18 protein-coding genes are annotated in these 19,461 nt (G+C 63.4%); 15 read left to right on the forward strand and 3 right to left on the reverse strand.

Annotation, left to right across the window (positions count from 1 at the left end):
- The first annotated feature begins 46 nt into the window (after positions 1–46).
- The 7 genes from rsfS (at position 47) to holA (ending at position 7,074) form a co-directional block, all read left to right on the forward strand.
- A complete protein-coding gene (rsfS, locus tag ATN37_RS18920; protein ID WP_003944502.1) occupies positions 47–493 on the forward strand; it encodes a ribosome silencing factor in 447 nt (148 codons plus the stop codon).
- The gene (locus ATN37_RS18925) at positions 490–1,164 is read left to right on the forward strand and encodes a histidine phosphatase family protein (RefSeq protein ID WP_058039398.1); all 675 of its coding nucleotides are present in this window, start codon (positions 490–492) and stop codon (positions 1,162–1,164) included. Before rsfS ends, ATN37_RS18925 begins: the two co-directional genes overlap by 4 nt.
- Positions 1,151–1,933 (forward strand): diglucosylglycerate octanoyltransferase, encoded by a 783-nt coding sequence (gene octT / locus ATN37_RS18930; protein ID WP_019749052.1) that lies wholly within the window; start codon positions 1,151–1,153, stop codon positions 1,931–1,933. Before ATN37_RS18925 ends, octT begins: the two co-directional genes overlap by 14 nt.
- A gap of 4 nt (positions 1,934–1,937) precedes the next feature.
- On the forward strand, positions 1,938–2,780 hold the full coding sequence (locus ATN37_RS18935; protein ID WP_003944515.1) for a DegV family protein: 843 nt from the start codon (positions 1,938–1,940) through the stop codon (positions 2,778–2,780).
- An 81-nt stretch (positions 2,781–2,861) separates the two neighbouring features.
- Positions 2,862–3,743 carry a ComEA family DNA-binding protein gene (locus tag ATN37_RS18940; protein ID WP_116056537.1) on the forward strand — a complete coding sequence of 294 codons (882 nt, stop codon included), beginning with the start codon at positions 2,862–2,864 and terminating at the stop codon, positions 3,741–3,743.
- Positions 3,740–6,100 carry a ComEC/Rec2 family competence protein gene (locus ATN37_RS18945; RefSeq protein ID WP_218695496.1) on the forward strand — a complete coding sequence of 787 codons (2,361 nt, stop codon included), beginning with the start codon at positions 3,740–3,742 and terminating at the stop codon, positions 6,098–6,100. The genes ATN37_RS18940 and ATN37_RS18945 overlap by 4 nt, the downstream gene beginning before the upstream one ends.
- Positions 6,097–7,074 carry a DNA polymerase III subunit delta gene (holA, locus tag ATN37_RS18950; RefSeq protein WP_003944476.1) on the forward strand — a complete coding sequence of 326 codons (978 nt, stop codon included), beginning with the start codon at positions 6,097–6,099 and terminating at the stop codon, positions 7,072–7,074. Before ATN37_RS18945 ends, holA begins: the two co-directional genes overlap by 4 nt.
- Positions 7,075–7,746: 672 nt before the next feature.
- Here holA and rpsT read toward each other — a convergent pair.
- Positions 7,747–8,007, reverse strand: a complete 261-nt coding sequence (gene rpsT / locus ATN37_RS18955) for a 30S ribosomal protein S20 (RefSeq protein WP_003944567.1) — start codon at positions 8,005–8,007, stop codon at positions 7,747–7,749.
- Positions 8,008–8,204: 197 nt separating this feature from the next.
- On the opposite strand from rpsT, the gene ATN37_RS18960 reads away from it, so the two are divergent.
- From ATN37_RS18960 to ATN37_RS18975, 4 genes are read left to right on the forward strand one after another with little or no spacing between them, the layout of a single operon-like run.
- Complete coding sequence (locus ATN37_RS18960) at positions 8,205–9,830, forward strand: circularly permuted type 2 ATP-grasp protein (protein ID WP_047270788.1); 1,626 nt, start codon at positions 8,205–8,207, stop codon at positions 9,828–9,830.
- A 56-nt stretch (positions 9,831–9,886) separates the two neighbouring features.
- On the forward strand, positions 9,887–10,858 hold the full coding sequence (locus ATN37_RS18965) for an alpha-E domain-containing protein (RefSeq protein ID WP_003944483.1): 972 nt from the start codon (positions 9,887–9,889) through the stop codon (positions 10,856–10,858).
- Between the two features lie 8 nt (positions 10,859–10,866).
- Positions 10,867–11,697, forward strand: a complete 831-nt coding sequence (locus ATN37_RS18970; protein WP_007731033.1) for a transglutaminase family protein — start codon at positions 10,867–10,869, stop codon at positions 11,695–11,697.
- Between the two features lie 59 nt (positions 11,698–11,756).
- Positions 11,757–12,530, forward strand: a complete 774-nt coding sequence (locus ATN37_RS18975; protein ID WP_019749045.1) for an aquaporin — start codon at positions 11,757–11,759, stop codon at positions 12,528–12,530.
- 30 nt (positions 12,531–12,560) lie between these two features.
- On the opposite strand, the gene ATN37_RS18980 is transcribed toward ATN37_RS18975, so the two are convergent.
- Entirely contained in the window at positions 12,561–13,094 is a 534-nt protein-coding gene (locus ATN37_RS18980) for a type II toxin-antitoxin system PemK/MazF family toxin (protein ID WP_064689233.1), read from the reverse strand.
- A 72-nt stretch (positions 13,095–13,166) separates the two neighbouring features.
- Here ATN37_RS18980 and lepA point away from each other — a divergent pair, with 72 nt between their 5' ends.
- The 3 genes from lepA (at position 13,167) to ATN37_RS18995 (ending at position 17,056) form a co-directional block, all read left to right on the forward strand.
- On the forward strand, positions 13,167–15,059 hold the full coding sequence (gene lepA / locus ATN37_RS18985; protein ID WP_003944564.1) for a translation elongation factor 4: 1,893 nt from the start codon (positions 13,167–13,169) through the stop codon (positions 15,057–15,059).
- Between the two features lie 6 nt (positions 15,060–15,065).
- Positions 15,066–15,995: a nitronate monooxygenase family protein gene (locus tag ATN37_RS18990; RefSeq protein WP_030536619.1), complete on the forward strand. Its 930-nt coding sequence runs from the start codon at positions 15,066–15,068 to the stop codon at positions 15,993–15,995.
- An 80-nt stretch (positions 15,996–16,075) separates the two neighbouring features.
- On the forward strand, positions 16,076–17,056 hold the full coding sequence (locus ATN37_RS18995; protein ID WP_207624322.1) for an ABC transporter substrate-binding protein: 981 nt from the start codon (positions 16,076–16,078) through the stop codon (positions 17,054–17,056).
- Between the two features lie 57 nt (positions 17,057–17,113).
- On the opposite strand, the gene ATN37_RS19000 is transcribed toward ATN37_RS18995, so the two are convergent.
- Positions 17,114–19,072: a glycoside hydrolase family 15 protein gene (locus ATN37_RS19000; RefSeq protein ID WP_218695497.1), complete on the reverse strand. Its 1,959-nt coding sequence runs from the start codon at positions 19,070–19,072 to the stop codon at positions 17,114–17,116.
- A gap of 82 nt (positions 19,073–19,154) precedes the next feature.
- Here ATN37_RS19000 and ATN37_RS19005 point away from each other — a divergent pair, with 82 nt between their 5' ends.
- Positions 19,155–19,361 carry a hypothetical protein gene (locus ATN37_RS19005; protein WP_003944489.1) on the forward strand — a complete coding sequence of 69 codons (207 nt, stop codon included), beginning with the start codon at positions 19,155–19,157 and terminating at the stop codon, positions 19,359–19,361.
- The last annotated feature ends 100 nt before the right edge of the window (positions 19,362–19,461 follow it).

Genomic DNA, 19,461 nt, shown 5'->3' on the forward strand with positions numbered 1-19,461 from the left:
CCGAGCACAACAAGTACTTTCTGAAGACGAAACTGGAGAACATCGAGTGAGCGCAAACACCGAAGCCATCGACATGGCACGCATCGCGGCCTTGGCAGCCGACGAGAAGCTGGCCACCGAAGTGGTGGTGCTCGATGTGTCCGAACAGCTGGTCATCACGGACTGCTTCGTCATCGCATCTGCGACGAACGAGCGTCAGGTCAACTCGATTGTCGAGAACATCGAAGACCGTCTCCGCGAAGCGGGACACAAGCCGGTCCGCCGGGAAGGCACCCGCGAGGGCCGCTGGGCACTGCTCGACTACGCCGACATCGTCGTCCACGTCCAGCATGACGAGGAGCGCAACTTCTACGCTCTCGATCGACTGTGGAAGGACTGCCCGACGGTCGAGGTCGAAGGCCTCGGACAGAACCGTCCCGGCCCCGCCGACGCCAACACGGTGTTCGAGACCGACACGGTTTCCGAGCCGGACGCGCAGGATCCCTCGCTGTGACTTCGTCGGCGCCCAGTGCGGCGTCGAACCCTGTCCGCCGGCTCATCCTGCTGCGTCACGGACAGACCGAATACAACGCCGACTCTCGGATGCAGGGGCAACTCGACACCGACCTGTCGGAGTTGGGACGCACGCAGGCCAAGAGTGCAGGTCCGGTGATCGCCGATCGCAGGCCGTTGACGATCGTGTCCTCGGATCTGCGTCGGGCGTACTTCACGGCCGTCGCTGTCGGTGATGCCGCCGGACTTCCGGTCCTCACCGACACGCGTCTGCGTGAGACACACCTGGGGGAATGGCAGGGCCTGACTCATCATGACGTCGACGAGCGCACTCCCGGTGTGCGATCTGCGTGGCGAGCGGATGCCACGTTGGCGCCGCCCGGCGGCGAAAGCCGAATCGACGTCGCGAATCGCAGCCTCCCCGTAGTTCACGAATTGCTCGACACGCACCCGGACTGGGCCGAGCGGCCCGTGGTTCTGGTGGCGCACGGAGGCTTGATCGCGGCACTGACAGCGGCATTGCTCGACCTACCCATCGATCGCTGGGCCGTCCTCGGCGGATTGGGAAACACCAGTTGGGTGCAACTCAGTGGACATGGTGACGTCAAGTCGATCGAGTGGCGACTCGACGTATGGAATGCTTCTGCGAGTGTCGCAAATGACGTCCTCTGAAAGTGCCGACGGGCAGCGCCCCGTCCTCCTCGTACTCGCGGATTCGCTGTCGTATTTCGGCCCCAAAGGCGGCCTCGCGGCAGATCATCCACGCATCTGGCCCAACATCGTGGCCGACGAACTCGGCTGGGACGTCGAGTTGGTCGCCCGTATCGGATGGACGTGTCGCGACGCGTGGTGGGCACTGACTCAGGATCCTCGTGTGTGGGCGGCGGTGCCGCGGGCCGGCGCCGTCGTGTTCGCGGTCGGCGGGATGGACTCGCTGCCGTCCCCATTGCCTACCGCGCTCCGCGAGACCATCCGCTACGTTCGGCCACCCGCGCTTCGACGCGTGGTGCGCGAGGGTTATCAGTGGCTGCAGCCGCGGCTTGCACCTCTGGGCCGCCCGGTCGCACTTCCGCCCAAGCTGAGCGTCGAGTATCTGGAAAGCTCGCGAAATGCGTTGGAGTACATGCGGCCGGAACTGCCGATGATCGCGACCCTGCCGTCAGTGCACCGCAGCGATGCCTACGCGAGCGTGCACGCCGGCCGGCCTGCCGCGGTGTCCGCGATCACCGAGTGGGCTACGGAGAAAGACGTTCCCGTAGTCGATCTCGCGGATGCAGTGCGTGACAACGTCTTTTCCGAGAACGGCAACCCCGACGGTATTCACTGGGGTTGGGACGGTCATGTCGGTGTAGCCCGCGCGATGATCGCTGCGATTCGCGGGGTGGAGTCGAAGAAAGTGGTTTCGCCGCAACTGGTATCACCGCCGAGCGAAGTCGGGTAGCAGAATGCCGGTCGTCGTCGTCACGGATTCCTCCGCCTGCATCCCGCAGGAGTCGGCCGACGCATGTGGGATTCAGGTGGTTCCGCTCCATGTGCTCCGTGACGGCTGCGACTTGCGTGAGGGTGTCGACGCAATGCCGAGCGACCTGTCAGGAGTGACAACGGCCGGAGCGTCGCCCGCCGAGTTGTCCGAAGCGTATGCACGCGCCCTGGACATGAGCGACGGTGACGGCGTTCTCGCCGTGCACATTTCACGGCAACTCTCGGGAACGTGGGAAGCCGGACGAGTCGCAGCCCAGGAATTCGGTGGCGCCGTCCGGATCGTCGATTCACAGTCCGCCGGTATGGGTTTGGGCTATCCGGCTCTCGAAGCTGCACGCTTGGCCGAGAAGGGCGCTTCACTCGAAGAGGCGTACGGCCGGGCGGTCGACGTAGCGAGCCGTGGGCGCTGCTACATCGTCGTCGACAAACTTGATCAATTGCGTAGGGGCGGACGAATCGGAACCGCGGCCGCACTGCTGGGCACTGCATTGGCGATGAAACCGATTCTGCATCTGGTGGACGGCAAGCTCGTGCTCGGCGAGAAGACACGTACCACCACCAAAGCTCTTGCAAGGTTGGTGGATTCGGCAGTCGAACGCGCCGGTCTCGGTCGTGTGGCGATAGCCGTGCATCACATGCGCGCGCGAGAGCGTGCGGACGGGATAGCCGAACAGTTGGCCGAGCGCATTCCCGATGTAGCGGAATCCGTCGTCACCGACTTCAGTGCGGTTATCGGAGCGCACGTCGGTGTCGGCGCGATCGGTGTTGTGGTGTGCCCGTTGCCGGAGATCGACACGAGCGCCTGATCGCTTCTCCACAATCCGCGAGTTCTCCACAGATATAAATTGTTCGTCGTTGGCGGCGAGGTCTCTCGTTAGCGTCCAGTCATGAGGATCAGCGAGGAGCGCGAGCGGGCGCGTGATCGCCTCGCGGCGATGGACGGCAACTACCGGCGGCGACACGAGGACGTCGACGAATTCGAGGATTCAGGGTCTTTCGAGAGGTCCCCCGAGTGGCTTCGGGACTTCGACGAGGACGACTACGACGCTCAGCCCGACTCGTCACGGTTCGACCGATTGCCCGAACACTGGCGCGGTACACGTTGGCGCCCGAGTCGGTCGGCGACCTGGGTGTTGGCGATCGTTGCAGTTCTGGCCACGGGAATCGGCTTGTTCGCCGTGTGGTGGGATTCTCCGAGCATGCAGGCGGTCCCACCGTTGCCCTCACCCCAGAATGTCACGGCGAAGAATGTGACTGCCGGCGATGGTGAATCAGCCAGTCCTGTACCGACCGGCGTCGTGGCAGAGCAGCCGCCCGAGGCTGTGGTGGTCAGTGTCGTCGGGCTCGTGCGCACGCCTGGGCTTGTCAATCTTCATTCGGGCTCGCGCATCGCCGACGCTCTTGCTGCGGCAGGTGGCGTGCTCGACGGTGCGGAGACGGTGGGCCTGAATCTGGCTCAGAAACTTGTCGACGGCGATCAGATCGTGGTTGGTGCGGCCGATCAGTCCGGTGGTGTTTCTTCGAGTACCACTGCAGGAGGGACCAGCCCCGCAGCTACGGGGGAATCCGGCGGGGCTGGGCTGGTGAACCTCAATATCGCCACCGAGGCCGAACTGGACGAGCTTCCCGGGGTAGGGCCGGTAACGGCTGCGGCGATCATCTCCTGGCGCACATCCAACGGAAAATTCACGGACATAGAACAATTGGGGGAAGTCGACGGGATCGGCCCGGCAAGGTTGGCCAAATTGCGAGTGCTGGTGTCGGTGTGAACGAACCGGAAGCCTCGCCGGTCCTCGACGCTCGACTGCTTCTGTCGGCGGTCGCGGTGTGGGGGAGCAGTGCGGTGGGGATCCTGTTCGGCCCGGTCGCCGCGTGGGTACTGGCGGTGGCGTGTGCGGTTCCAGCGGCACTCCTCATTTACGTGGTTGTGCGCCGGACATCAGCGGGGTGGGTACGAATCATGTTGGTTGCATTGCTGTTCGGTGCCGGGTGTAGTGCCGTCGGCGGGTGGCGGGCGTCCGAGGCGGAGAGGCACCCACTGACCCGAGCTTCTCTCGAGGGAGCTTGGGTGAGTGTCGAAGTGGAACCCTCGGAGGATCCGCACGTGGTCTCCGGCGCGGTGGGTCAAGGGCAGGTCGTCTTCAGGGCAACCGTCAATTCGGTGACTGCCCAGAACCGCAGGTACTCCGGAGGCGGCTTGGTCACCATCCGGGCGCCCAGTTCGTCGTGGCTCGAAGTTGTTCCAGGGCAGAGCCTCACGGTTCGTGGCCGGGCGAGTCAGCCATGGCGTAGCGATTCCACGCTCGCCGTGATCACGTCCGAAGGGCCTCCCGTCGCGGTGGGAGAAGTGCCCTGGTATCAGCGATGGGCGAGTGTGGTGCGCATTCGTTTCGCGGCTGCGTGCTCGGCTGCACTCCCGCCGGATCAGGCGGGTCTGCTGCCTGGCCTCGTCGTCGGAGACACGTCGGCGCTGTCGCCGGTGGTGAAGGACAACTTCACCGTTGCCGGACTTTCCCATCTCACCGCGGTGTCCGGCGCCAACATCAGCATTCTGCTCGGGGCCGTTCTGCTGTTGGTCAGAGCCGCGGCGCTCAGTCCGCGGGTCGGCGCCGCTTTGGCGGCGGTAGCCCTCGTTGCCTTTGTTGTCGTCGCGAGGCCGTCGCCGAGTGTTCTGCGCGCCTCGGTGATGGGCTTGGTAGGCCTGCTCAGTCTGGTCACTGGTCGGCGCAAACAGGCGCTGCCTGCTCTTGCTGCCGCCGTCATCGTTCTGGTTGTCGTGATGCCCGAGCTGGCCGTCGACTGGGGGTTTGCGCTGTCGACTACTGCGACGGGCGCGCTGGTGATCATTGCGCCGGTGTGGGTGGACGTGCTTCGCCGAAGAGGCTGGCCCCGTTGGTTTTCGGAGATGACAGCTGTCTCGGGTGCTGCGTTTGTCGTGACTGCACCGTTGGTGGGCGCCATGGCGGGAACCTTCAGCGTAGTCACGATTGCCGCGAACATGGCGGTGGCGCCCGTGATCGGAATCATCACGGTGTTCGGTGCGGTGATTGCCTTGTGTGCGCTGATCTGTCCACCGATCGCGGTGTTCGTCGCGCCATTGGTGCGGCCGCCGATGGGGTGGCTGCTGTGCGTGTCCGAGCGGGCGGCGGCGCTTCCCGGAGCGTCGGTGGTAGTGCCGTCAGGACTCATCGGTGCTCTCGTCGTCGTGGGAGTCCTACTGGCCGCGGCCCTGACGCTGTGGAATCGGATTTCGAGATGGGTGCTCGGCGTTCTCGTTCTGGGAGTTGTTCTGGCCCTGATCTTTCAACACGTGTTCGGGGGTGGCCGTTTTGCTCCGGGGTGGGCGCTGGTGATGTGCGACGTCGGTCAGGGGGACGGTCTTGTGCTCTCGACTGGAGACGGCAGGGTGATCGTGATCGATGTCGGTCCTGATCCCACGTCGATGGATCGTTGCCTGAACATGTTGGACGTCAACGACATCGCGTTGCTGGTGATCAGTCATTTTCATGCCGATCACATCGGTGGATTGGAAGCAGTCCTGAGTGGGCGTTCGGTCGCTACGATCGGAGTCGGGTCGATGTTGTTGCCGGAGTCAGGTTTTCGGGCGGTGAAGGATGCCGCCGACTCGCAGGCCGTTCCGGTTGTCTCGTTGCTCGCAGGTATGGAGTTGACGTTGGGATCGGTGAACGTGGAGGTTCTCGGTCCGTTGCTTCCGGCTCCCCGCGATTCCGTCGGTGCCGCAGATGCAGCCAACGATCAGTCGCTGGTGGTGATGGCGCACACGGGCGCGGGTCGAATTCTGTTGACGGGCGACGCCGAAGTTGCGGGGGAGGAGGCGATCCTCCGATCGGGAGCGGACGTGAAGGCCGATGTGTTGAAGCTGCCCCATCACGGTTCTCGGACCACGTCGTCGGCATTTCTGGAAGCGGTGCGTCCGAGGTTGACGATGATCAGCGTCGGCGTCGGCAACAGTTTCGGGCACCCGAATGCGGAGGTTCTCGATGAACTGGATTTATTGGGCGGGGCGGTGGTTCGGACCGACGTCGACGGCACCGTCGCTGTGTACGGCGGGGGCGGCGGGTCTGTGTCGATCGTGTCGGTTCCTCGTGGGACCATCTTCGGGTGAGTAATCCGTCTGGAGTCGATCCGCTGCATCTTGTTCTCGGGGACGACGAGTTCCTGATCGACCGCACGGTATCGCAGCTCATCAGAGCCGTCCGCGGTGACCGCGGCCAGGGTATTTCGGATCTCCCGGTGACCAAGATGCGTGCGGGCGACACCAATGCTCCCGAGTTGGCCGAGTTGCTCAGCCCTTCTCTTTTTGCCGAAGACCGTGTGATCGTCCTGGAATCGGCTGCAGAAGCAGGCAAAGATGCCGTAGCGCTTGTCCTGGAGGCTGCACGCGAGCCGGCAGAAGGTGTGGTTCTGATCGTCGTGCACTCGGGCGGCGGTCGCGCGAAAGCGTTGGCTCCGGCCCTCGAGAAGCTCGGCGCGACGGTTCACAACTGCGGAAAACTGAACAAGAGTCAGCTTGTCGACTTCGTCCGGGGTGAGTTTCGGACCGCAGACGTCAGGGTTGCGCCAGATGCGATCGCCGCGATGATCGAAAGCGTCGGCTCCAACCTCCGCGAACTCGCGTCGGCCTGCTCGCAATTGGCGGCAGATACGGGCGGCAAGATCGACGTCGATGCGGTCCACAAGTATTACTCGGGCAAGGCCGAGGTTTCCGGATTCGACGTGGCCGACAAAGTCATCGTCGGCGATACCCGGGGTGCGCTCGAGGCGCTCCGATGGGCAGATCAGATCGGAACAGCCCATGTTCTGCTCGCGGATGCCCTCGCCGACGCAGTCCACACCATCGCGAAGGTCGGCCCGTTTGCACGGGGCGGTGACCCGTTCCGGTTGGCGTCGGATCTCGGAATGCCGCCGTGGAAGGTCAAGAAGGCGATCAAGGAGGTCGGCGGCTGGGATCCCACGTCGATCGGCGCTGCGATGCAGATCGTCGCTGCCCTCAACGCCGACGTGAAGGGTGCCGCAGTCGACTCGTCCTTCGCCCTGGAGATGGCAGTGCGGAAAGTGTGCGCGTTGCGGAAGAACTGAGTACAACGTGGCCTACTGCGCGTCCGGCCAGAAGTAGTCCGACGACAGTGGCGGCCGTGGCCTCGCCCGCCCGGTAGTCGAGGCGTTTCACGCAGGCTTGCTCCAACTGAGTATGCGGAATGGCCTGAGGCCGTGTCGTTGGTTCACCTGTTCTGATGTCGGTCACCCGTAGTGAGTCGTGCGACACCGGATTCACCACACTGCCGCAGACAATGGTTTCTTGGCCGATGCTGTCCACCGGCACCTTCACGGTGGTGAGTAGCGCTCGTCCAACGGCGAGAAACGCCAGAATCGCAACGAGTGAACACATCACGCCGAAGAAGATCCGGAATTCGCTACGTTGCCTGCGCTTACACCATCCGTAGCTTGCGGCACCTCCGACGACTGCAACCGTCAATGATTCCCACCAACGAGGGATTCCCAGGGCGGCCACTACGCCGAAAGCGACGACCGCCCAGAAGACAGTCGTGAACAACCAGCTGCGAGGGCGCTTCCCGTGCCCGTTGATCGCCATCATCAGATGGTTGCAGCCCGCTCCACATATTCGCTGCAAGACATGGATGGCGGGTCTTCGCACTGACCCGATTGAATACGCAAAATAGCCGCCTGGTCTTTCGACCTGGCGGCTATCGAGACGAACCAGTGTGACGGCGAACCGTCACAGTGGAAACGTCAGAGCTTGTTGGCAGCCTGCGAGAGTGCAGACTTCTTGTTGGCAGCCTGGTTGGCGTGAATGACGCCCTTGCTGGCTGCCTTGTCGAGCTTGCGGCTGGTGGAGACGAGGAGCTCGTTGGCCTTGTCCTTGTCACCGGCTGCCGCAGCCTCGCGGAACGAACGGATCGCGGTACGCAGCGAGGACTTCACCGACTGGTTACGGAGTCGGGCCGCCTCGTTGGTACGGATTCGCTTCACCTGGGACTTGATGTTGGCCACGCGTAAAATCCTTGTCGTCTTTAGCTGGTTACGGTCGAGAAAGCTGTGGGCGCACTGATGCACCGACTGGCAAGATTACCAGCCGAGGGCCCAAGAACCCAAACCGTCGCACGTTGCGTCTGTCGAGAAGGGTACACCGAGCGCCCGATTGCTCGCCGCGCTGCCGAATAGCCCCACTTGTAGCAGCATGTTGCCCTATGACGCCGTCGCCTTCGAAAAGTTCGAGTAAAACAGGTTCGACCACCACCCGAGCGCGTCCTGCCGCAGTGTTCGACGGATATTCAGACATCGGTCGCTACGAGTTGGCTTTCGACGAGATGTTCGAGCCCGACGGCTCGGTGCGTGGTCCGTACAAGGGTGTGTACAAAGCCCTGGCGCCGACGAGCAGCGCCGACCTCGCCGCGCGTGCCGACGCACTCGGACGCGCATTCATCGACCAGGGTGTGACGTTTTCGCTGTCCGGGCAGGAACGACCCTTCCCGTTGGATCTGGTGCCACGCGTCATCGCCGCCCAGGAGTGGTCGCGGCTGGAAAAGGGCATCAAACAGCGGGTGAAGGCGCTCGAGTTGTTTCTCGCGGACATCTACGGCGAGCAGCGAATCCTGCGCGATCACGTGTTGCCGCGCCGCCTGGTCACCTCGTGTGAGCACTTCCACCGTGAAGCGGCAGGCATCGTGCCGCCCAACGGTGTGCGAATTCACGTCGCGGGTATCGACCTGGTCCGAGACGAGGCGGGAGAGTTCCGAGTTCTCGAGGACAATCTGCGATCTCCGTCCGGTGTCTCCTATGTGATGGAAAACCGTCGCACCATGACTCGGGTGTTCCCGGATCTGTTCATGTCCCACAAGGTGCGGGCGGTCGGTGATTACGCAACACACCTGCTGAGGGCGCTGCGTGCGGGTGCTGCACTCAACGAAGCGGACCCGACAGTGGTTGTTCTCACACCGGGTATCGCCAATTCCGCCTATTTCGAGCATTCGTTGCTCGCTCGTCAGATGGGTGTGGAACTCGTCGAAGGTCGCGACCTGTTCTGCCGCGACAACATGGTGTACATGCGCACTACGGAAGGCGAGCGCCAGGTCGACGTCATCTATCGCCGCATCGACGACGAGTATCTCGACCCGATGCACTTCCGTCCGGATTCGATTCTCGGCGTCGCAGGCCTACTGAATGCGGCGCGGGCGGGCAACGTGGTGATCTCGAGCGCCGTCGGCAACGGAGTCGGTGACGACAAACTCGTCTATACCTACGTTCCGCAGATCATCGACTACTACCTCGGTGAGAAGCCGCTCTTGCAGAACGTCGACACGTTCCGCTGTTGGTTGGACGAGGAGTGCGAGCAAGTCCTCGACCGCGTCGCCGAACTGGTCATCAAGCCGGTGGAAGGGTCCGGCGGCTACGGAATCGTCTTCGGACCCGACGCGAGCCCCAAGGAACTGGCCGCGATCACCCGCAAGATCAAGGCAGACCCGCGCGGGTGGATTGCGCAGCCACTCGTGCAGTTGTCCACGGTGCCGACCAAGATCGACGATGTTCTCTCGCCGCGCCACGTGGACTTGCGGCCCTTTGCCGTCAACGACGGTGAGGACGTGTGGGTGTTGCCCGGCGGCCTGACCCGGGTGGCACTTCCGGAAGGTTCGCTGGTGGTCAACTCCAGCCAGGGCGGCGGAAGCAAGGACACGTGGGTGCTTGCGAGTCGCACCTCTGACGAAGACCCAGAGTTGTCAGGCGAGGAACTAGTGTCCGAGCCCCCGGAATCCGCGGAGCCGGTGCAGGGTCCCGAACTGAGCACCTCGCAGCAACAACAGCAGCAGCAACAGTGAACACCTCGGAAGTGCCCAGCTACCAAGAACTATCAGTGAACGGAGCGTGGTGACCGATGCTTGCTCGCAACGCAGAGTCCCTCTACTGGATCGGCCGCTACGTCGAGCGCGCCGACGACACTGCTCGGATCCTCGACGTCGCAGTCCATCAATTGCTCGACGACGCCACCGTCGACCCGGACCGCACGTCGCGTCTGCTCCTGCGTGTCCTCGGCATCGAGGCGCCGGAGGGCAAGCTCGACGTGCGCTCGCTCACCGATCTGGTTGCGTTCAGCCGCAACCAGGTTGGTTCGATCGTGGACTCGCTGGCAAGTGCTCGTGAGAATGCTCGCGGGGCGCGTGAGGTCACGTCGAGTGAGATGTGGGAGTGCCTGAACACCACGTACAACGGACTGGCCGAGCGTGAACGTGCCTCACGCAGGCTGGGGCCACACGAGTTCTTCCGCTATGTGGAGGAACGCGCAGCGATGTTCGCGGGCCTGGCGGATTCCACGCTCAGTCGCGACGACGGCTATCGGTTCCTTCTGCTGGGCAGGTCGATCGAACGTGTCGACATGATCGTGCGGATGCTTCTGGCGCGCGCCGGTGACCGCCCGTCGTCGCCGGCATGGGTCAGCGTTCTTCGCTCGGCGGGCGCACATGACACGTATCTGCGTACGTATCGCGGAGCACTCGACGCCAATCGCGTCGTCGAGTTCATCTTGTTGGACAGGCTCTTTCCGCGCTCGGTGTTCCACTCGATCAGGCAGGCCGAGAAGTGCCTGCAGGAGCTCGACCCGCAGCCGGGCAGTCGCGTCGGAATCCGGGCGGAGGCGCCGCGGCTTCTGGGCCGCGCACGCAGCGAACTCGAGTTCCTGCCGCAGGGCGTGTTGCTCGAGGATCTGCAGGGACGGTTGCTCGGTTGGCAGGAGACCTGCCGCGAACTGGGTGAGGCAATTGCATTGCAGTACTTCCACGCTGCGCCGTGGGTCGCGTGGACGGATGCCGGCGCCGCGTATGCGGAGTCGACGGTGGAGGGAGAGCTGTGAGCTGGCGAATGAGGGTCGTGCACACCACGGGATATGCGTACGACGCCCCGGTGACGTCGTCGTACAACGAAGCGCGATTGACACCTCGCGGCGACACCAGGCAGACGGTGATACTCACGCGCGTCGAAACCCAGCCGGCAACGCGTTCCTACCGATACACCGATTACTGGGGCACCGCGGTGACCGCCTTCGACTTGCACGCCCCGCATACGGAACTCGAAGTGACCGGGCTGTCGGTGGTGGAGACGGAACCGTTCGTTCAGCCCGAGGAAACCGTCGACTGGGATGAATTGTCGGGAAACGCGATTAAAGATCGATTCAACGAACAACTGAGTTTCACGAGATATGTTCCGCGTGATCGTAAGCTGGCGACAATTGCCAAGGAATTGCGCAAAGATAAATCACCTGAAGATGCAGTAGTGGCTGCGTCGCAATGGGTTTACGGCGAAATGTCATATGTTCCCGGCACGACCGGAGTGCATACGTCGGCGGTGGAGGCCTGGTCGGCCAGGAAAGGCGTCTGCCAGGACTATGCGCATCTGACCTTGGTGTTGCTTCGAACGATGGGGATACCGTGTCGATACGTTTCCGGCTATCTCCACCCCAAACGTGATGCGGCAGTCGGGGACACGGTGGTCGGGGAATCGCACGCATGGATCGAAGCGTGGACCGGCGCGTGGTGGGGATACGACCCGACCAATGCGATAGCTGTGAATGAACAGCATGTCTCGGTCGGAATAGGAAGGGACTATTCGGATGTGCCGCCTTTGAAGGGAATCTTTTCCGGTGGACGCTCCACAGATCTCGAAGTTGTTGTGGAGATCACCAGGCTTGCGTAAAGTCCGGCAAATCTAGGCGCGTGAGCATTACTACCGTTCGATGAGAAGAAGGTGGGAATATGTCTCCAACTGCACAGGAATTGACTGAGATCGAACCGATCTCGGATGTGAAGAAGTATGCGGCCGAAGCGGTGGGAACATTTGTGCTCGTGTTCTCCGCAGTCGGAACTGCCGTCTTTGCAGGTGCGAAAGTCGGCAACCTCGGAGTTGCCTTCGCATTCGGCCTGACCCTGCTGTTCCTCGTATATGCGATCGGCCCGATTTCCGGTTGCCACGTCAACCCAGCAGTGACTCTCGGCCAATTCGTGATCGGGCGAATCTCAGCCGTCAATGCGGCGATTTACGTTGTCGCGCAAGTGATCGGCGGCTTGGTCGCAGGCGTCGTGATCTACACGGTGGCCAACAGTCTCCCGGCGTACAACCGTGCTGCTGACGGTTTGGGTGCAAACGGTTGGGGCGCGCACAGTCCGTCGGCCGAGAAGAATCTTCTCGGACAGGTGGTTTCCGACGGTTACGGCATCGGTGCCGCGATGATCATCGAGATTCTCCTGACCGCTCTGCTCGTGTTCGTCGTTCTCGCGTCGACCGACCAGATCTCCGACGTGCCGCTCGCCGGGGTGTCCATCGGCTTCACCCTGGCCGTCATTCACCTGATCTCGATCCCGATCGACAACACCTCCGTCAACCCTGCTCGAAGCCTCGCTGTCGCGCCGTTCCAGGACGGTGCACTCGGTCAGGTGTGGTTGTTCATCGTGTTCCCGCTCATCGGCGGTGCGCTCGGTGCACTCATCTATCGAGCACTCTTCGGACGGTTCAACCGTCTGGACAGCTGATCGATACTGTTTCCATCGTTCGGGTCGGCTTCAGCTCCAGCTGAAGTCGGCCCGAAGTTTTGCCGCGACCGCGTCGAACTTCTTGTGATCCATGACGGCGCCCTCGCGCCGAATCCCGCTCTCGGGAACGTCGAGCACCCGGTCGAGCCGGACCCAGCTGGGCCTTCCCTCGCCGTCCCACGGGCCCGAACCGATTGCGAGCCAATCGCGCTCACCCTGGCGTTTACTCTGCGAAGACAACATCAGGCCGAGCAGCGTGTCGCCGTCGCGGCCGACAACCAGCACCGGGCGGTCTTTGCCCTGGGTCGGATCCTCCTCGTAGGCAACCCAGGTCCAGACGATCTCGCCCGGATCGGCCTTGCCGTCGAGGTCGGGGGAGTACTCGACCTTGCGGGCGCGATGTGCGGTCGGAGACGTTCGCGCGGCGATCGGGCGGCCGGTCGGACCCGGCTTCGAGGCAGACGACTGAGACGTGGACGACTGCAGCTGGCGCAGCAACGCAGGGCCCTTCTCCACCGCGAGGGCGCCGAGGGTTCTGCCGATCTGCTTCCACATGCTTGCCATAGCGTTCGAGCATAATCACCCACCCGTGGGAACCCCTGGTACGGCGGCGCCGAGACTTGGATATCCTGAGGGTTGACAGTGGCCCGGATCCGGGCCGGTGCCGGTCCGACTAAGGGGTCTCCCATCAGCAGCTTCGCCGACAAGACGTTCACGGATCCTGCGCAGATCCGGAACTTCTGCATCATCGCGCACATCGACCACGGTAAGTCGACGCTGGCAGATCGCATGCTTCAGCTCACCGGTGTGGTCGAAGAGCGGGCGATGCGTGCGCAGTACCTGGACCGCATGGACATCGAGCGTGAACGCGGCATCACCATCAAGGCCCAGAACGTTCGTCTGCCCTGGACCGTCGACGGCGAAGAGTTCGTCCTCCACCTCATCGACACACCCGGCCACGTCGACTTCACGTACGAGGTCTCCCGCGCGCTCGAAGCATGTGAGGGTGCAATTCTGCTGGTCGACGCAGCTCAGGGCATCGAAGCTCAGACGCTGGCGAACCTCTACCTGGCGATGGAGAAGGATCTCAAGATCATTCCCGTCCTCAACAAGATCGACCTCCCGGCCGCGGATCCCGACCGCTATGCCGAAGAGATCGCGCACATCACGGGCTGCGAGCCCGGTGATGTCCTGCGCGTCTCGGGTAAGACCGGTATGGGTGTCAAGGAACTGCTCGACGAGGTGATCAAGCAGGTACCTGCGCCTGTCGGCGATGCTGACGGTCCCGCCCGCGCGATGATCTTCGACTCTGTCTACGACGCCTACCGCGGCGTGGTCACCTACGTGCGTGTGGTCGACGGTCGGATCCGTCCCCGCGAGAAGATCACGATGATGTCCACGGGCACCACACACGAACTGCTCGAGGTCGGCATCATCTCGCCCGAGCCGAAGGCCAGTATCGGTCTGGGCGTCGGCGAGGTGGGCTACCTCATCACGGGTGTGAAGGATGTCCGCCAGTCGCGCGTCGGTGACACCGTCACCACCACCCGCAACGGCGCGACCGAACCGCTGGTCGGCTACCGCGATCCCAAGCCGATGGTCTACTCGGGCCTCTACCCGATGGACGGCTCGGACTACCCCGTGCTGCGCGATGCCCTCGACAAGCTCCGTCTCAACGACGCGGCGCTGGCGTATGAACCCGAGACGTCGGTTGCCCTCGGATTCGGCTTCCGCTGCGGCTTCCTCGGCCTGCTCCACATGGAGATCACCCGCGACCGCCTCGAGCGTGAGTTCGGCCTCGAACTGATTTCCACCGCGCCCAACGTCGTCTACCGCGTCGTGATGGAGGACGGGGCCGAGGTCATCGTCACCAACCCGTCGTACTGGCCGGAAGGCAAGGTTCGCGAGGTCTACGAGCCCGTCGCCAAATGCACCGTCATCGCCCCGAGTGAGTACGTCGGCGCCATCATGGAGCTGTGCCAGTCCCGTCGCGGTGAGCTCGGCGGCATGGACTACCTCTCCGAGACTCGCGTCGAACTGCGCTACGAACTGCCCATGGGCGAGATCATGTTCGACTTCTTCGACGCCCTCAAGTCCCGCACCAAGGGTTATGCCAGCCTCGATTACGAGGAGGCCGGTGAGCAGCAGGCCGATCTGGTGAAGGTCGACATCCTGCTGCAGGGCGAGGCCGTCGACGCGTTCTCCTCGATCGTGCACCGTTCCAACGCCGGCGCTTACGGCGGACGCATGACGTCGAAGCTTCGTGAGCTGATTCCTCGCCAGCAGTTCGAGGTTCCGATCCAGGCCGCGATCGGCGCGAAGATCATCTCGCGCGAGAACATTCGCGCAATCCGCAAGGACGTTCTCGCCAAGTGCTACGGCGGCGACATCAGCCGTAAGCGCAAGCTGCTCGAGAAGCAGAAGGAAGGCAAGAAGCGCATGAAGACCATCGGTCGCGTCGAGGTGCCGCAGGAAGCATTCGTGGCGGCCCTGACGTCGGAATCGGTCGGCGAGAAGCCCAAGAAGTAGGAGCGCATGGTCACCACCTGGTTGTCCCGAGAGTTCGGAATCGAAATCCCGGTTCTCGGGGCGCCCATGGGTGGGCGCGCGGGCGGCGCGCTCGCCGGAGCTGTATCGGCGGCCGGCGGGTTGGGTCTGCTCGGCGCGGCTCGGTACAACACACCGGAGTGGATCGAGGCCGAAGCCGAGGTGGCCCGGTCGATCGGCGGAAAATTCGGCGTCGGCCTGATGACGTGGTCGCTGCCCGAGAACGAGTTGATGCTCGACGCCGCGATTGCCGTCGAGCCGACCATGATCACCTTGTCGTTCGGTGATCCCGCCTCGTATGTCGGACGAATCCACGATGCGGGCATTCCCGTTGTGTCACAGATCAATACGCTCGAAGACCTTCGCATTGTCGAGGCCGCGGGTGTCGACGGCGTGATCGCGCAAGGCGGTGAGGCAGGCGGTCACACGGGCCGAATCGGAACCTTGCCGCTGCTGCAGGAGATCCTCGAAACGACATCACTTCCAGTACTGGCGGCCGGCGGAATCGGGACCGGCCGCGGTTTGGCCGCAGTCCTGGCAGCCGGCGGGGAAGGCGTGATGATCGGAACGGCGCTGCTCGCCAGCCCGGAGACGGTCGGGCCGGACTATGCCCGCGACCGCGTCGTCGAAGCCGGAAGTGCCGACACGATTTACACCTCGGTGTTCGACCGAGCGCGCAGTCAACCGTGGCCGCAGCGGTGGGGTGGCCGCGCGGTGGCCAACGAGTTCACTGCCGCCTGGCACGGAGTCGACGCCGATGAGGAAATGCTGGCGAAGGCGTACGACCCGTCGGATCCCCACAGCGGAGTCGTCTACGCCGGAGAAGCTGTCGGACTCGTACACGGAACCCATCCGGCCGGCGACGTGGTTCGACGCATCGGCGCCGATGCGGAGCGTCTGCTCTCTCGTTTCGCCTGAAAGCAAGGTCGGACACAACCGGGTCCCATATGAGAAGGTAAGCCTCTGCTAACTAGTGGAGGAGTATTTTCGTGCGTGCGATGAAGTTTTCGGCGGTGGCTCTCTTGGGAGCGCTGGTCGTAGGTATCAGCGGATGTTCGTCCTCGGACGCCGACGAGATCGCGGGCGGTCGGGTCACCACGATCGACCACAAGTTCGGCGCCACCACGATCACCGGGACGCCGACGCGCATCGTCGCGGCCGACACCCAGTGGCTCGACGCTCTGCTCGAACTCGGAATCCAGCCGGTGGGGTACCTGGCTGCCGGCCCGATGGGCGACGAGCGTGGTCTGTTCCCGTGGGAGAGTGGCGTGGACGCGTCGGCGAAGGAACTCGATCGCTCGGCGATCCAGCAGTTCGGTGTCCCGCTCAAAGCTGAAGAAATTGCAGCCTTGGATCCCGATCTGATTCTCGGCGGGTTCTCCGTCGCCGATCAGGACGATTTCGACCAGTTGAGCAAGATCGCTCCGACCATTGCCGGTCTGTCCGACGTCCAGGTCGATCCGTGGCAGGACCAGGTGGAGATTCTCGGCCGGGTTCTCGACAAGGAGTCGCGAGCCGACGAGATCGTCGAGGCGACAAACGGGCAGATCGATGCGCTCGCACAGCGGTTGCCGGGGCTGAAGGGTAAGACCGCTCTTTTGTCGCAGTACGTCTTCCCGACGTCGCAGTTGGTGATCGTCGCTGATCCCAAGGACGGTGCTTCGGGACTGTTCACGCGTCTGGGAATGTCGTTGCCGCCCAAGCTGGTCGACGAGGCCGGTGTGACCGGTGGCCGGCTGATACTCAGCCCGGAACGGGTCGACGCTCTCAGCGCCGACGTCGTGGTGCTGCTGCCCAACGGCGGGTCGCTCGACGACATGATGAAGCTGCCGGGGTTTGCCGACCTGCCTGCAGTCAAGGGTGGCGGATTGGCCATCGTCGACTATCCGACTGTTGCCGGCCTGAACACTCCGTCGTCGCTGTCGCTGAAGTACTCGCTCGAATCGATCACGCCGCAGCTCGAAGCGGTGGCCGGCTAGACCTGCTGTGCGCCTTTATTAACCGCGGGCGGTTAATAAAGGCGCACAGCAGGGGGTCTAGGTTGCGTTGTGCGCGGGCTGGAAAGCTCCGGCTTCGGCAGCTTCCTCGGCGCGGATCACGTGGACCACGGCGTTGATCAGCGCCAGGTGTGTGAACGCCTGCGGGAAGTTACCCAGATGGCGACCGGTGTGCGCGTCGATCTCCTCCGCGTACAGCTTGAGCGGGCTCGCGAACCCGAGCAGACGCTCGCAGAGATGCTTTGCCCGATCCAGTTCGCCGATCTCGACGAGGGCGGAGACGAGCCAGAAGGAGCAGATGGTGAACGTGCCCTCTTCTCCGCTCAATCCGTCGTCGGTGGTGTCGACGCGATAGCGCAGGACCAACCCCTCTTCGGTGAGCTCGTCGGCGATTGCCAGCACCGTCGCCCGGATGCGCGGATCGTCGGCCGGCAGGAAGCGCAGCAGCGGTGCCAACAAGAGCGACGCGTCGAGTGAATTGTGGCCGTACCGCTGTGTCAGAACTCCGCGCGAGTCGACACCGTGCGCGAGGATGTCGGCCTTGATCTCGTCCGCGATGGCCGTCCATTGCTGTGCAAAGCTCTTCTCGCCCTGCATCTCTGCCAGCTTGGCGCCGCGATCGAGAGCGACCCAGCACATGATCTTCGACGACGTGAAATGCTGCGGTTCACCGCGCACCTCCCAGATCCCGCGGTCGGGTTGACGCCAGTGCTTGATCGCTTCCTCGACCTGCTTCTTGAGTAGCGGCCACAACGCCTCGGGGACGCGCTCGCGGGTACGGATGTGGAGGTACACCGAGTCGAGCATGGTGCCCCAGATGTCGTGCTGCTGTTGATCGAACGCCCCGTTGCCGATACGCACCGGACGGGCGCCGTCGTAGCCGGACAGATGGTTGAGTTCGGATTCCTCGAGCGTGCGCTCGCCGCCGATGCCGTACATCACCTGCAAGGGATGTGGCTGACCGTTGTCCGAACTCGACACGTCGTAGATGAAGTTGAAGAAGTCGTTGGCCTCACGGTCCAACCCGAGCGTGTAGAGGCCCCACAGTGCGAAGGTGGAATCGCGAACCCACGCGTAGCGATAGTCCCAGTTGCGTTCTCCGCCTGGTGTTTCCGGTAGCGAGGTCGTCGAAGCCGCGAGTAGGGCTCCGGTCGGTGCGTAGGTGAGCCCCTTGAGTGTGAGCGCACTGCGCTGTAGGTATCCGCGCCACGGGTGATCGGGGAACTTGCCGATCGTCACCCACTCACGCCAGGACTTGGACGTCTGCCACATCTTGTCGGCGGCCTCGTCGAACGTCTGCGGCGCGGGAAGATCCGACCACGAGAGCGCGACGTACACGTTGTCGCCTTCGACCAGTCGCGTCCGCGCTCGTGCTTCACGACCTTCCAGACCCAGTCGTAGGTCGGTGGTCAAGCGCAGAGTGGGATGGTCTCCGGGCTTGGCGGAGCGACACGTTGCCGTTGCTTCCTCGTAGACCTTTCCGGTGTACTCCCAATTCGCCGTGCCACGGTGATAGTCGAACGCGGGCTCACAGCTCATCTCGAGTTCGACGGTGCCGCTGACGCATTTGACCGTACGGAGAAGGGTGTGTTCGGCATCCCAGTCGGTCGGTGTGCGCTTGTGCGTGTTCGATCGCTTGTCGACGTTGTGCCAGGGGCCGAGAACCAGGGCGTCGCGTACGACGAGCCAGCCGGTCTCGGTCTGCCAGGTCGTTTCGAGAATGAGTCCACCCGGCAGATAGCGCCGAGCGGCCGGCACGTTCTGGCCGTAGGGGCCGATACGGAAATGGCCCGCACTGCGGTCGAGGATGGCACCGAACACGCTGGGGGAGTCCGGGCGGGGAACGCACATCCACTCGACAGATCCGTTACGGGCAATCAGGCACGAGGTTTCGCAATCGGAAAGAAACGCATAGTCGTCGATCGGGGGAAAGTTGCTTCGATGGTGACCCGTGGAGGCGGGAGGAATCGTCTGCACCACTTCGTCGTCAGCACTCATTCGGCCATCATCCGGCCAGAATCGGCACACGTCCAATCCACACGCTGTCGGGACCGTATCGTCCGAAGGATAGGGTGTTGGCGTGGATCGGATAGCGGATTGGTGGGACAGCTTCGAGCTGTGGATGGCGGGGCTCCCGTTCATCCCGCAGGTCGCGTTGGTCCTGATCGTCGTCGTTCCGCTGTGCCGCCTGGTGGCCATCGGTCTGGATCGCGCGTTGGCCGCCGTTCTCGCTCTGCCGCTCTTCGGCTGGTTGCGTAGGAATTCTCGAGAAGTAGAGGAAAGCTGATGCCCCGCTCACGGGTCACTCTCGCCCTGATAGCCCTGATTCTCCTCGTGATCGTCGCGTGGCTTCTCACCCGTTAGTTCTCCCGATTAGAGCGGGCGCC

This window comes from Rhodococcus sp. MH15 (assembly GCF_019266045.1).
GTDB classification, from domain to species: Bacteria; Actinomycetota; Actinomycetes; order Mycobacteriales; family Mycobacteriaceae; genus Rhodococcus_F; species Rhodococcus_F qingshengii.